At 75.3% G+C, this 12,944-nt stretch carries 11 protein-coding genes; 8 read left to right on the plus strand and 3 right to left on the minus strand.

What is annotated here, in order from left to right; all coding sequences use genetic code 11:
- Positions 1-36 precede the first annotated feature (36 nt).
- From SCATT_RS21810 to SCATT_RS21820, 3 genes are all read left to right on the plus strand, one after another.
- A complete protein-coding gene (locus SCATT_RS21810; RefSeq protein ID WP_014145319.1) occupies positions 37-1,374 on the plus strand; it encodes a M16 family metallopeptidase in 1,338 nt (445 codons plus the stop codon).
- Positions 1,374-2,765: a M16 family metallopeptidase gene (locus SCATT_RS21815; RefSeq protein WP_014145320.1), complete on the plus strand. Its 1,392-nt coding sequence runs from the start codon at positions 1,374-1,376 to the stop codon at positions 2,763-2,765. Before SCATT_RS21810 ends, SCATT_RS21815 begins: the two co-directional genes overlap by 1 nt.
- 293 nt (positions 2,766-3,058) lie before the next feature.
- Positions 3,059-3,706 carry a GntR family transcriptional regulator gene (locus SCATT_RS21820; RefSeq protein ID WP_407696653.1) on the plus strand — a complete coding sequence of 216 codons (648 nt, stop codon included), beginning with the start codon at positions 3,059-3,061 and terminating at the stop codon, positions 3,704-3,706.
- A 190-nt stretch (positions 3,707-3,896) separates the two neighbouring features.
- On the opposite strand, the gene SCATT_RS21825 is transcribed toward SCATT_RS21820, so the two are convergent.
- Positions 3,897-4,178 (minus strand): HPr family phosphocarrier protein, encoded by a 282-nt coding sequence (locus SCATT_RS21825; protein ID WP_014145322.1) that lies wholly within the window; start codon positions 4,176-4,178, stop codon positions 3,897-3,899.
- 144 nt (positions 4,179-4,322) lie between these two features.
- Here SCATT_RS21825 and SCATT_RS21830 point away from each other — a divergent pair, with 144 nt between their 5' ends.
- The 4 genes from SCATT_RS21830 to SCATT_RS21845 all read left to right on the plus strand — a co-directional run bounded on the left by SCATT_RS21830 (position 4,323) and on the right by SCATT_RS21845 (position 9,717).
- Positions 4,323-7,085: a bifunctional acetate--CoA ligase family protein/GNAT family N-acetyltransferase gene (locus SCATT_RS21830; protein ID WP_014145323.1), complete on the plus strand. Its 2,763-nt coding sequence runs from the start codon at positions 4,323-4,325 to the stop codon at positions 7,083-7,085.
- A gap of 92 nt (positions 7,086-7,177) precedes the next feature.
- Positions 7,178-7,768 carry a DUF5998 family protein gene (locus SCATT_RS21835; protein WP_014145324.1) on the plus strand — a complete coding sequence of 197 codons (591 nt, stop codon included), beginning with the start codon at positions 7,178-7,180 and terminating at the stop codon, positions 7,766-7,768.
- A complete protein-coding gene (locus SCATT_RS21840; RefSeq protein WP_014145325.1) occupies positions 7,768-8,967 on the plus strand; it encodes an alkaline phosphatase family protein in 1,200 nt (399 codons plus the stop codon). Before SCATT_RS21835 ends, SCATT_RS21840 begins: the two co-directional genes overlap by 1 nt.
- A 66-nt stretch (positions 8,968-9,033) precedes the next feature.
- Complete coding sequence (locus SCATT_RS21845) at positions 9,034-9,717, plus strand: thymidine kinase (protein WP_014145326.1); 684 nt, start codon at positions 9,034-9,036, stop codon at positions 9,715-9,717.
- 10 nt (positions 9,718-9,727) lie between these two features.
- Here the strand turns inward: SCATT_RS21845 and SCATT_RS21850 are convergent, their stop codons facing one another.
- Positions 9,728-10,513: a VOC family protein gene (locus tag SCATT_RS21850; RefSeq protein WP_014145327.1), complete on the minus strand. Its 786-nt coding sequence runs from the start codon at positions 10,511-10,513 to the stop codon at positions 9,728-9,730.
- Between the two features lie 235 nt (positions 10,514-10,748).
- Here SCATT_RS21850 and SCATT_RS21855 point away from each other — a divergent pair, with 235 nt between their 5' ends.
- Positions 10,749-11,573: a sulfurtransferase gene (locus SCATT_RS21855; RefSeq protein WP_014145328.1), complete on the plus strand. Its 825-nt coding sequence runs from the start codon at positions 10,749-10,751 to the stop codon at positions 11,571-11,573.
- Positions 11,574-11,710: 137 nt separating this feature from the next.
- On the opposite strand, the gene sepH is transcribed toward SCATT_RS21855, so the two are convergent.
- Positions 11,711-12,808, minus strand: coding sequence for a septation protein SepH (gene sepH, locus SCATT_RS21860; RefSeq protein ID WP_014628494.1), 1,098 nt, complete (start codon positions 12,806-12,808; stop codon positions 11,711-11,713).
- Between the last annotated feature and the right edge of the window lie 136 nt (positions 12,809-12,944).

Raw genomic sequence — 12,944 nt, forward strand, 5'->3', positions numbered from 1 at the left:
ACCACACGACGTAGCGACCGGAAGGACAGCTTGCCCATGGGTCACACGGCCACGCCGGAGGCACGATCCGGCGGCCTGACAGCGACCGAGCACCGCCTGGCCAACGGCCTGCGTGTGGTGCTCTCCGAGGACCACCAAACCCCGGTCGCCGCGGTCTGCCTCTGGTACGACGTCGGCTCGCGACACGAGGTCGCCGGCCGCACCGGACTCGCCCACCTCTTCGAGCACTTGATGTTCCAGGGCTCCGCCCAGGTGCCCGGCAACGGTCACTTCGAGATGGTGCAGGGCGCCGGCGGTTCGCTCAACGGCACCACGAGCTTCGAGCGCACCAACTACTTCGAGACCATGCCGGCCCACCAGGTCGAACTCGCCCTGTGGCTGGAGGCCGACCGGATGGGCAGCCTGCTGTCCGCGCTGGACCAGGAGAGCCTGGACAACCAGCGCGACGTGGTCAAGAACGAGCGCCGCCAGCGGTACGACAACGTGCCCTACGGCACCGCCTTCGAGCGGCTGACCGCCATGGCCTACCCCGAGGGCCACCCCTACCACCACACCCCGATCGGCTCCATGGCCGACCTGGACGCCGCCTCGCTGGAGGACGCCCAGGAGTTCTTCCGCACCTACTACGCCCCCAACAACGCGGTCCTCGCGGTCGTCGGCGACATCGACCCGCAGCAGACGCTGGCCTGGGTGGAGAAGTACTTCGGCACCATCCCCGCGCACGACGGCAAGCCCGCCCCGCGCGAGGGCGCGCTGCCGGGCACCATGGGCGAGCAGAAGCGCGAGGTGGTCCACGAGGACGTCCCGTCCCGCGCGCTGATGGCCGCCTACCGGCTGCCGCAGGACGGCACCCGGGCCGCCGACGCCGCCGACCTGGCGCTCACCGTCCTCGGCGGCGGCGAGTCCTCCCGGCTCCACAACCGCCTGGTCCGCCGGGACCGCACCGCGGTCGGCGCCGGCTTCGGCATGCTGCGGCTGGCCGGGGCGCCCTCGCTGGGCTGGCTGGACGTCAAGGCGTCCAGCGGCGCCGAGGTCGCCGACATCGAGGCGGCGGTCGACGAGGAGCTGGCCCGGCTCGCCGAGGAGGGCCCCACCACCGAGGAAATGGAGCGCGCCCAGGCCCAGTTGGAGCGCGAGTGGCTCGACCGGCTGGCCACCGTGGGGGGCCGCGCCGACGAGCTGTGCCGGTACGCCGTCCTCTTCGGCGACCCGCAGCTCGCCCTCACCGCGGTGCGGCGGGTGCTGGAGGTCACCGCGGAGGAGGTCCGCGAGGTGGCCGCCGCCCGGCTGCGCCCGGACAACCGCGCCGTGCTGGTCTACGAGCCGACCGGCGGCACCGAAGAAGACGGCCCGGCCCAGGGCGAGGAGAGCTGATGACCGGCACCACGGCCCCCACCATGACGTTCCACCCCAAGCCGGCCGGCGGCCCGGCCCGGCCGTGGGCGTTCCCCGCGCCCGAACGCGGCACGCTGCCCAACGGGCTCACCGTGCTGCGCTGCCATCGCCCCGGCCAGCAGGTGATCGCGGTCGAGGTGAGCCTCGTCGCGCCGCTGGAGGCCGAGCCCGCCGGGCTGGACGGGGTGGCCACCATCATGGCCCGGGCGTTCTCCGAGGGCACCGACACCCTCAGCGCCGAGCAGTTCGCCGCCGAGCTGGAGCGGTGCGGCGCCACCCTGGACGCGCACGCCGACCACCCCGGGGTGCGGCTCTCCCTGGAGGTGCCGGTCTCCCGGCTGGAGCGCGCCCTCGGGCTGCTCGCCGACGCGCTGCGGGTGCCGGCCTTCCCGGAGGACGAGATCGAGCGGCTGGTGAAGAACCGGCTGGACGAGATCCCGCACGAGCTGGCCAACCCCGCCCGGCGCGCCGCCATGGCGCTCTCCGCCGAGCTCTTCCCGGCCGACTCGCGGATGTCCCGCCCCCGGCAGGGCACCGAGGCCACGGTCGCCCGCATCGACCGGGCGGCGGTACGGGACTTCTACACGGCCCATGTCCGTCCGGCCACCGCCACCGCCGTCGTGGTCGGCGACCTGACCGGGGTCGACCTCGACGCGCTGCTCGGCCGCACCCTCGGCGCCTGGACCGGGGACACCGTGGCCCCCCGCCCGGTGCCGCCGGTCACCGCCGACGACGCCGCCCGGGTGGTCGTGGTCGACCGGCCCGGCGCGGTCCAGACCCAGCTGCTCATCGGCCGCACCGGCACCGACCGGCACGACCCGGTCTGGCCCGCCCAGGTGCTCGGCACCTACTGCCTGGGCGGCACGCTGACCTCCCGGCTCGACCGGGTGCTGCGCGAGGAGAAGGGGTACACCTACGGGGTGCGCTCCTTCGGCCAGGTGCTGCGCTCCGCCCCGGACGGCACCGGCGCCTCGCTGCTGGCCATCAGCGGCTCGGTGGCCACCGACGTCACCGGCCCCGCGCTCGCCGACACCTGGCAGGTGCTGCGCACCCTGGCCGAGGAGGGCCTCACCGACGAGGAACGCGACGTCGCGGTGCAGAACCTGGTGGGCGTCGCCCCGCTGAAGTACGAGACCGCCGCCGCCGTCGCCGCCACCTTCGCCGAGCAGGTCGAGCAGCACCTGCCCGACGACTACCAGGCCCGGCTGTACGAGCGGCTGGCGGCCACCGGCACGGTCGAGGCCACCGCCGCCGTGGTGCGCGCCTTCCCGCCGGACCGCCTGGTGGTGGTCCTGGTCGGGGACGCCGCCGCCATCGAGGGCCCCGTCGCCGAACTGGGCATCGGTCCGGTCACGGTGGTCAAGGGCTGACGCCCCGCCGCCCGGCCCGGCCCGCGCGGCCCCGGTCCCCGTTCCGACGGGGCCGGGGCCGCGCCCGTTTCCCCGCCGATTCCGTCCGGAACTCCGGGGTGCGTTTCCGTCGAATTCCCCGGCGCCGGGAAAATCCCGGCCGTTCTCGAATAGAGTCACGGCACAACGGGAAAGGGGAAACCGGCGATGCGGGACGCGAAGTGAACGGCGAGCGGGCGCGCGGCCCGCGGGACTTGGCCGGTACGGTGCCGCCGGCGCGACGCCCCACCGCGCGGCGGGACTTCGGCCGCACCGTGTGCGCCGCCATCCGCGCCGACATCGTCAGCGGCCACTTCGCCCCGGGCGGCCGGCTGACCGAGGAGCTGCTGGCCAAGCGGTACGGGGTCTCCCGGGTGCCGGTGCGCGAGGCGCTGCGGGCGCTGGAGTCCGAGGGGTTCGTCCGCAGCCGGCGGCACATCGGCGCCTCGGTGGCCGAGCCCACCGAACAGGAGGCCCGCGACCTGCTGGAGATCCGCGCGCTGCTGGAACCGCTGGGGGCCGCCCGCGCCGCGAGCCGCCGCACCGAGGCCCAACTGCGCGTCCTGCGCGGCCTGGTAAGGCTCGGCCGGGACCGCGTCCGCCAGGGCCATCTGCCCGAACTCCCGGCGCTGGACGCCTGGTTCCACGAGACGCTGGCCCAGGCGTCCGGCAGCCCGAGCCTGGCCGCGCTCCTGACCCAGCTGCGGCAGAAGATCTGCTGGATGTACGCGGTCGAGCCGGCCGGCCGCGCCGCCGCCTGCTGGGACGAACACGGCGCCCTCACCGACGCGGTGGTCCGCGGCGACGCCGAACGGGCCCGCCGGCTCGCCGCGCTGCACGTGGAGCGCTCCAACGCGCTCTACCGGCTGCGCCGCCGTTCCCGCACCCCGCCGGAGAACGCCCCGAGCCGAAACATTCCGTGAACACGGCGCGCGACCGGAATTAACAAGGGTGCCGCACAATACCGCCGCACGGAATTGTGGCCGCCTTTTCCGGGCCCTACGGAAAAGGCGGGCCGTCCTCCGGGACGTTCCCGGAAAGGCGGACGGCGGTGTTCCCCCGGTGCGGGACCGGGGGAACACCGCCGTGGGCCGCCGTACCCGGCGGAAGGGGTCAGACGGTCTCGGGAAGCTCGTCGCGGCCCTCGGAGACCAGCTGGGCCAGCCGGTCCAGGGCCGACTCCGCGCCCTCGGCGTCGGAGGCGAGCACGATCTCCTCGCCGCCCTGTGCGCCCAGGCTGAGCACGGCCAGCATCGAGGCGGCGTTGACCGGGGAGCCGCCGGGCTTGGCGATCGTCACCGGGACGCCGGCGGCGGTCGCGGCGCGGACGAAGATCGACGCGGGACGGGCGTGCAGGCCCTCGGCCCAGCCGACGGTGACGCGGCGCTCAGCCATGGTTCAACCCTTCTGGTGGTTCTGGTTGTCTAGACCAGTGTAAGCACGGTCGCGGGGTGTTCCGGTGCCCTTCCCCGCCCGGCCCCGCGGCACACCCGAACAGGCCCGGGGGCGTCCGCCCCGGCGGCGGCCTACCCTTACGCCATGGAGTCCACGCCCACGGCCGCGTACCCGGTCCACTGGGAGGCCGACGTGGTGCTGCGCGACGGCGGCATCGCCCATGTGCGCCCCATCACCCCGGACGACGCCGAGCGCCTGGTCAGCTTCTACGAGCAGGTCTCCGACGAGTCGAAGTACTACCGCTTCTTCGCCCCCTACCCCCGGCTCTCCGACCGGGACGTGCACCGCTTCACCCACCACGACTACGTGGACCGGGTGGGGCTCGCCGCCACCGTGGGCGGTGAGTTCATCGCCACCGTCCGCTACGACCGGCTCGACGACGGGGTGGCCGAGGTCGCCTTCCTGGTCCAGGACGCCCACCAGGGGCGCGGCGTCGCCTCCGCGCTGCTGGAACACATCGCCGCGGTCGCCCGGGAGAACGGCATCCGGCGCTTCGACGCCGAGGTGCTCCCCGCCAACCGCAAGATGATCAAGGTCTTCACCGACGCCGGCTACACCGCGCAGCGCAGCTTCACCGACGGTGTCGTCCGCCTCGAACTCGACCTGGAGCCCACCGAGGCGTCGGTGGCCGTCATGCGCGCCCGGGAACAGCGCGCCGAGGCCCGTTCCGTCCAGCGGCTGCTGGCCCCCCGCTCGGTCGCCGTGGTCGGCACCGGCCGCGCCGAGGGCGGCGTCGGCCGCACCGTCCTGCGCAACCTGCTCGCCGCCGGATTCACCGGCCACGTCCACGCCGTCAACCGCAACTTCCCGGCGGTGCCCGGCGTCCTGGAGCCCGAGGGCGTCCCCGCCTACCGCCGGGTGGCCGACATCGGCGAGCCGGTCGACCTCGCGGTGCTGGCGGTGCCGGCCGAGGCGGTCCCCGAGGCGGTCGCCGACTGCGGGGCCCACGGCGTCCAGGGGCTGCTGGTGATCGCCAGCGGCTACGCCGAGTCCGGGCCGCACGGCCGCGCCCGCCAGCGCGAACTCGTCCGCCAGGCCCGCTCCTACGGGATGCGGGTGATCGGACCCAACGCCTTCGGCATCCTCAACACCGCCCCCGAGGTCCGCCTCAACGCCTCGCTCGCCCCGCAGCAGCCGGCGACCGGACGGCTCGGCCTGTTCACCCAGTCCGCGGCCATCGGGCTGGCGCTGCTGAGCGGACTGCACCGGCGCGGCGCCGGACTCGGCGCCATCTCCACCTTCGTCTCGGCCGGCAACCGCGCCGACGTCTCCGGCAACGACCTGCTCCAGTTCTGGCACGACGACCCGGCCACCGACGTGGCGCTGATGTACCTGGAGACCATCGGCAACCCGCGGAAGTTCACCCGCCTCGCCCGGCGCACCGCCGCCGCCAAGCCGGTCGTCGTGGTCAAGGGCGCCCGCCACTCCGGCAGCCTGCCGCCCGGCCACACCGTGCCCGCCACCCGGCTGCCCGACGCCACCGTCTCCGCGCTGCTGCGCCAGGCCGGCATCATCCGGGTGGAGACCGTCACCGAACTCCTCGACACCGGGCTGCTCCTGGCCCACCAGCCGCTGCCGGCCGGCCCGCGCGTGGCCATCCTCGGCAACTCCGAATCGCTCGGCCTGCTCGCCTACGACGTCTGCCTCACCGCCGGGCTGCGCCCCGGCCCGCCGCGCGACCTGACCACCGCCGCCGCCCCGGAGGACTTCCGCGCCGCGCTGCGCGACGCCCTCGCCGACACCGGCACCGACGCCGTCGTGGTCACCGCCATCCCCCGGGTCGGTGCCATCGACGCCCGCCATCCCGACTCCGGCGACGACCCGCCGCTCGCCGACGCCCTGTTGGAGGCCGCCCGCGGCGGCGCCGGCAAGCCCGTCGTCGTGGTCCACCTCGCCCTCGGCGGTCTCGCCGCCCGCCTCGGCGACCCCCCGGCCGCCCCCGGCGACCAGGTGGTGCGCATCCCCGCCTACCCCTCCGCGGAACGGGCCGTCCACGCGCTCGCCGAAGCCGCCCGCTACGCCCGCCGGCGCGCCGAGTCTGCGGTGCCCGGCCGGGTACCCGAACTGGACGGCATCGACGAGGCGGCGGCCCGCGCCCAGGTGGAGCAGGTCCTGGACGCCGCCACCCAGCCCGGCGCCCTGCCGCCCGGGGCCGCCCACGCGCTCACCCTCGACGACACCACCGGCCGCACCCTGCTCGCCCGCTACGGCATCCCCGTGCTGCCCACCCTGCCCGCGCCCGACGCCGACGCCGCGGCCGACGCCGCCCGCCGGCTGGGCTACCCGGTCGCCCTCAAGGCCACCGCGCCCCATCTGCGGCACCGTGCCGACCTCGGCGGGGTCCGCCTCGACATCACCGGCGAGGCCGGGCTGCGCCGCGCCTACCAGGAGATGACCGACCGCATCGGCCGCCCCGCCGAGGTGCTGCCGGTGGTCCAGCGGATGGCGCCGCGCGGCGTGGACACCGTGGTACGGGCGGTGGTCGACCCGGCGGTCGGCGCCGTCCTGTCGTTCGGCCTGGCCGGCGCCGCCTCCGAACTCCTCGGCGACCTCGGGCACCGGCTGGTGCCGGCCACCGACCGGGACGCCGCCGAACTGGTCCGGTCGATCAAGGCGGCCCCGCTGCTGTTCGGCTGGCGCGGCGCCGAGCCCGCCGACACCGGCGCCCTGGAGGAGCTGCTGCTGCGGGTCTCCCGGCTCGTGGACGACCTGCCCGAGGTGGTCTCGGTCGCCCTGGAGCCGGTGGTGGTGGCCGGCCGGGGCCTGAGCGTGCTGGGCGCCACCGTCCACCTCGCCCGCCCGCCGGCCCGTACCGATCTCGGCCCGCGCGCCCTGTCCGCGCTGTGACCCCCGGCCGGTGGCGCGGGCCGGGCGGGCGGCGGGAGCCGGTCCCCGCAGCGAGGCGTTCGACGCCCTCGGGCCGACATAAGATGGTGCCCATGGCGAAGACCGGTACGACCACCCAGGGCCTGCGTGCGGCCATCGAGCGCAGCGGTTACTACCCCGCTCTCGTCGCGGAGGCCGTGGAGTCGGCGGTCGGCGGCGAGTCCGTGGTGGCCTACCTGGTCAACCAGGAGACCACGTTCGACGCCAACGAGGTGCGGCGCCACGTCACCGTCCTCGTCCTCACCCCGACCCGCTTCCTGGTCAGCCACACCGACGAACAGGGCGCCGACGACACCTCGCCGACCCCCTACGCCACCACCTCCACCGAATCCGTCAAGATCGACCGGATCTCCTCGGTGGTGCTCAGCCGCGTGGTGGCCAACCCCGAGTCGTACACCCCGGGCACGCTGCCCCGCGAGGTGGTGCTCACCATCGGCTGGGGCGCGGTGAGCCGGATCGACCTGGAGCCCGCGGCCTGCGGCGACCCCAACTGCGACGCCGACCACGGCTTCACCGGCTCCTCCACCGCCGACGACCTGTCGCTGCGGGTCAGCGAGGCGGGCGACGGCCCGGACGCGGTACGCCAGACGCTCGCCTTCGCCCAGGCGCTCTCCGAAGCCACCACCGCCGCGGCCCAGCGCTGATGGCACATCCGCTCGTCACCCCGCGGCCCGGCCCCGAACCCGAGCCGCTCGACCCGCGTACCGCGCCCGCCCCCCGCTACGGCACCGCCTCCCTCGCCGACCTGCTGCCCGCGCTCACCGCCCCGCACGCGGTGCCCGGCGTCGCCGCCACCGGCCTGGAGCTGCCCGGCGCCGACCGCAACTGCGTCTTCCTGGTCGACGGCATGGGCTGGGAGCTGCTGCGCGCCCACCCCGACGAGGCGCCGTTCCTCACCTCGCTGCTGGCCACCTCGCTGGGCGGCAGCGGAGAACCGCTCACCGCCGGCTTCCCGGCCACCACCGCCACCTCGCTGGCCTCGGTCGGCACCGGGCTGCCCTCCGGCGCGCACGGGCTCGCCGGATACTCGGTGGCCGTCCCCGGCGAACGGCGGCTGATGAACCAGCTGCGCTGGCAGCCGTACACCGACCCGCACCTGTGGCAGCCGTACCCCACCGTCTTCGAACTCGCCCAGGCCGCCGGGATCGAGTCCTGCCAGGTCTCCTCGCCCACCTTCGAGCACACCCCGCTCACCAGGGTCGCCCTCTCCGGAGGAACGTTCCTGGGGCGGCTCACCGGTGAGGAGCGGATGGACCTCGCGGCCGAGCGGCTGGCCGCCGCCGACCGCAGCCTGGTCTACACCTACTACAGCGAACTCGACGGCATGGGCCACCGGTACGGGGTCGACTCCGACGCCTGGCGCGGCCAGTTGATGACCGTCGACCGCCTCGCCCAGCGCCTCGCCGAACAACTGCCGCCGCGCTCCGCGCTCTACATCACCGCCGACCACGGCATGGTCGACGTGGCGGCGGAGGACCGGATCGACTTCGACGAGGACTGGGAGCTGCGGGCGGGGGTCGCCCTGCTCGGCGGGGAGGCCCGGGCCCGGCACGTCTACGCGGTGCCGGGCGCCGCCGCCGACGTGCTCGCCGTCTGGCGCGAGGTGCTGGGGGACCGGATGTGGGTGGCCGGCCGGGACGAGGCCATCGCCGCCGGCTGGTTCGGCCCGTACGTCGACGAACGGGTCCACGGCCGGATCGGCGACGTCGTCGCGGTGGCCGCCACCGACGACATCGCGGTCACCGCCTCGCACAACGAGCCGGGGGAGTCCTCGATGGTCGGCCTGCACGGCTCGCTCCACCCGGCCGAGCAGCTCGTCCCGCTGCTGGAAGTCCGTACCTGACGCGGCGCCGACGGCCCGTCCCCGCCCGCCCCATGCCCCCTGTGTCGAAAGGCCCCCGGCCCCACCATGTCCGAGCTGGTCTACTTCTGCGGAACGATGGACTGCGGCAAGAGCACCCTCGCCCTCCAGATCGAGCACAACCGCTCGGCCCGCGGCCTGCACGGCATGATCTTCACCCGCAACGACCGGGCCGGCACCGGGGTCCTCTCCTCCCGCCTGGGGCTGTCCACCAAGGCCGTCGAGGCCGGTGACGACCTCGACTTCTACGTCCACGTGGTCGACCACCTCTCCGGCGGCGGGCGGGTGGACTACGTCATCGCCGACGAGGCCCAGTTCTTCACCCCCGAACAGGTCGACCAGCTCGCCCGGGTCGTCGACGACCTCGGCCTGGACGTGTACGCCTTCGGCATCACCACCGACTTCCGCACCCGGCTCTTCCCCGGCTCCGCGCGGCTGGTGGAACTCGCCGACCGCATCGAGGTGCTCCAGGTCGAGGCGTTGTGCTGGTGCGGCGCCCGCGCCACGCACAACGCCCGCACGGTGGACGGACGGATGGTCGTCGAGGGCGCCCAGGTGGTCGTCGGGGACGTCAACGGGTCGGCCGGCGAGGTGGGTTACGAGGTGCTCTGCCGCCGCCACCACACCCGGCGCATGACCGCCGCCACCGCCCGGGCCGCCGCGCTCTCCCCCGACGTGCTGCCGGTGGACACCCCGGCGGCCCGGGCCATGGAGCCGGTGCCCGACGCCTGAGGCCGCCGCCTCACCCCGCCGCCGTCGGGCGGATCACCGTGAAGACCGCCCCCTCGACGTCGGCCACGGTGGCCTGCCTGCCGAAGGCGCGGTCCGCCGGCTCGTCGAGCACCCGGCCGCCCAGTTCCACCACGCGGGCCGCGGCGGCGTCCGGGTCGGCCACCGCGAAGTACGTCATCCAGTGCGCGCCCCGGTCGGCCGGGAGCGCTCGGCCCACGCCGTGGACGCCGGCGACCCGCCGCCCGTTCAGCCGCAGCGTCAGATGGTCGGCGGCCGTGGCGCCGCCGGTCGCCTCCGACTCGTAGCCGAAGACCGCCGTGTAGAACTTGGCGACCGCCCCGGCCTCCCGGGTGACCAGTTCGCTCCAGGCCAGGCTGCCGGGTTCGCCGGAGACCTGGAGGCCGGGGTGGAGGCCCGGCTGCCAGACGCCGAAGACGGCGCCGGAGGGGTCGGCGGCGATCACCATCCGCCCCGCCTCGTCGTCCGCGTCCAGCGGCCCGACCGCCACCGTGCCGCCGCACACCCGGATCAGCTCGGCGGTGGCGTCGGCGTCCGGCGAGGACAGATAGGTGGTCCAGGCGATCGGCAGACGGCGGCCTCTGGGGGCCTCGCCGATCCCCGCCACCATCCGGCCGTCCAGCGTCGCCCGTACGTACGGGCCGAAATGGCGTGGCCCCGGCTGGAACTCCCAGCCGAACAGGCCGCTGTAGAACTCCTGGGTCACCGGCAGGCTGCGCACCATCAGGCTGACCCAGCAGGGGGCGCCCTGCGGTCGACGGGTGGGTACCTCGGTCATGGGGAATCTCTCCTCGCGCGACGACGGTCGGGGGACGAGCCAGGGGTCGATATTCGCACTGTGCGGCGCGTCGCGCGCCCCGGCCGCGCCGGTTCCGTGTCCGGGGGCCGACACGGTGTGACGGCCCGGCGGAGGAATGCCCGGTTCCTCATGTCCCGTCCGTTTCCGCCGCGTTGCCCGCCCGGCGTGGCGGTGGCGTCCGCGGTCGCACACCGCGGGAGGCGACAATGACCCCATGAACGCCATCATCTCCGCGGCGGACCTGCGGGCCGGCACCGCCGTCCGCGAGCCGGTCCTGCTCGACGTGCGCTACCGGATGGGCGGCCCGCCCGGCCGTCCGCAGTACGAGGCCGGGCACCTGCCCGGCGCCCGCTACGTGGACCTGGAGTCCGAACTCGCCGGGCCGCCCGGGGCCGGGGGCCGCCATCCGCTGCCGCCGCTGGAGGTGTTCACCACGGCGATGCGCCGCGCCGGGGTCTACGACGGCGGCCGCCCGGTGGTGGTCTACGACGGCGGCCAGGGATGGGCCGCCGCCCGCGCCTGGTGGATGCTGCGCTGGGCCGGCCACCCCGACGTCCGCGTGCTGGACGGCGGATTCGCCGCCTGGGACGGCCCGTTGGAGACCGGCGCCCTGCCGCCCGCCGACGGCGACTTCACGCCCCGGCCGGGCGCGCTGCCGGTGCTCACCGCCGACCAGGCCGCCGAACTCGCCCGCACCGGGCTGCTGATCGACGCCCGCGCCGCCGAGCGCTACCGCGGCGAGACCGAGCCCATCGACCCGGTCGCCGGCCACATCCCGGGCGCCGTCAACGCCCCCACCACCGAGAACGTCGCCCCCGACGGCACGTTCCTGCCCGCCGAGCGCCTCACCGCCCGCTTCGCCGAACTCGGCGCCACGAAGGCCCCCGAGGTCGGCGTCTACTGCGGCTCCGGCGTCTCGGCCGCCCACGAACTCCTCGCCCTGCACATCGCCGGCGTCCCCGCCGCCCTCTACGTCGGCTCCTGGAGCGAGTGGACCCGGGATCCGTCCCGCCCGGTGGCCACCGGTCCGACGCCGTAGGAACGGCCGTCACGGCGCGCGGAGACCCGGTCCGCGCGCCGTGCCAACGGGCGTGCGCCAACGGTGGATCGGGGTGCGCGGGCGCTCGCGCCGCTCGGAGCGCGCCCGGGCCCGCCCGAACGCGCCCTCCTCACACGTCAGTCCTGCTTCTTGCGGCGGCTGCCGAAGACGATCTCGTCCCAACTGGGCACCGTGGCACGGCGTCCCGGGCGCACGCCGTCCGCCTCCGCCTGGCGGTCGGTGGTGCCGACCAGCCGGTCGCGGTGGCCGGCGACCGAACGCGGCATCAGCACGTCGGCGTAGGCGGAACCGGCGCTCGCGGCGGGGGCCGGGGGCGCCGGCTCCTCGACCGCGGCGGCGCTCTCCTCGGCCTCCTCGGCGGAGGGCACCGCCGGTTCGCCGGAGGGTACCGAGGGCACCACCAGATCGCCCCGGAAGCTGGGCACCGCCTCCAACAGGCTGGTCAGCGAGTCCCGTTCGTCCTCGCCGCGCTCGGCGCGCTGCTCCTGGCGGTCCGGGTCGCGGGGGGTCTGGCGGTCCAGGGCGCGGTCGAGCCCGCGGTCCAGCGGCCGGTCCCGGGGGAGCCGGGCGATCCGCGGCACGAACGGGTAGCTCGGCTCCGGCGCCTCCGGCACCGTCTCGCCGATCAGCGTGCGCGCCTCGTCGTCCACCGCCTGCACCAGCCGCCGCGGCGGGTCGAACGTCCAGCACGCCGAGTGGGTCTCCCCGGCCACCCGGTAGGCCAGCAGCACCTCCCAGGTGCCGTCGTCGCGCCGCCAGGAGTCCCACTGGGTGCTGTCCTTCTCGGCGCCGCGCAGCAGCAGCCGTTCCGCGACCGCCTCGCCCAACTGCGGCCCGGTGCTCTCGCCGGACCGGCGCACGGGGGTCTTGCGGGCGCGCTCGGCCATGAACGCGCGTTCGGCGAGCACCGGCCCCTCGAACCGCCGCACCCGCTCCACCGGGATGCCGGCCAGCTGGGCGACCTCCTCGGCGGAGGCACCGGCTCGTATCCGCGCCTGGATGTCCCTGGGGCGCAGGTGGCTCTCGACCTCGATCTCGATCTGGCCCAGCCGGGCCCGGTCGTTGCGCACGGCGGCGCGCAGACGCTCATCGATGGGGAGGGTGTATTCCGTGTTGTCCGCAGCTTTGAGCACCAGTCGTGTGCCGTCGTTGCTGACGGCCACGACACGCAGATCGGGCATGGGGACCTCCCGGGTGGTGCCTGCCGACGTCACGTGCGTCGCTGCTCCCGAAGAACGAGTGTGGCCTGCCCATCTGCGGCCTGCCACAACCTTGCCGAGTTGCCCGGCGTGTCGGGCGCCTTCCCCGACCCGCCGTTATGGCACGGTTACCTTTTCGCAACGATGCGTG

The organism is Streptantibioticus cattleyicolor NRRL 8057 = DSM 46488 (assembly GCF_000240165.1).
In the GTDB taxonomy this organism is placed as follows: Bacteria; Actinomycetota; Actinomycetes; order Streptomycetales; family Streptomycetaceae; genus Streptantibioticus; species Streptantibioticus cattleyicolor.

Excerpts from the sequence above, each read along its gene's own strand:
- SCATT_RS21810 (WP_014145319.1), top strand. The coding sequence starts at position 37 with ATGGGTCACACGGCCACGCCGGAGGCACGATCCGGCGGCCTGACAGCG.
- SCATT_RS21815 (WP_014145320.1), top strand. The coding sequence starts at position 1,374 with ATGACCGGCACCACGGCCCCCACCATGACGTTCCACCCCAAGCCGGCC.
- SCATT_RS21825 (WP_014145322.1), bottom strand. The coding sequence starts at position 4,178 with ATGGCTGAGCGCCGCGTCACCGTCGGCTGGGCCGAGGGCCTGCACGCC.
- SCATT_RS21830 (WP_014145323.1), top strand. The coding sequence starts at position 4,323 with ATGGAGTCCACGCCCACGGCCGCGTACCCGGTCCACTGGGAGGCCGAC.
- SCATT_RS21835 (WP_014145324.1), top strand. The coding sequence starts at position 7,178 with ATGGCGAAGACCGGTACGACCACCCAGGGCCTGCGTGCGGCCATCGAG.
- SCATT_RS21840 (WP_014145325.1), top strand. The coding sequence starts at position 7,768 with ATGGCACATCCGCTCGTCACCCCGCGGCCCGGCCCCGAACCCGAGCCG.
- SCATT_RS21845 (WP_014145326.1), top strand. The coding sequence starts at position 9,034 with ATGTCCGAGCTGGTCTACTTCTGCGGAACGATGGACTGCGGCAAGAGC.
- SCATT_RS21850 (WP_014145327.1), bottom strand. The coding sequence starts at position 10,513 with ATGACCGAGGTACCCACCCGTCGACCGCAGGGCGCCCCCTGCTGGGTC.
- SCATT_RS21855 (WP_014145328.1), top strand. The coding sequence starts at position 10,749 with ATGAACGCCATCATCTCCGCGGCGGACCTGCGGGCCGGCACCGCCGTC.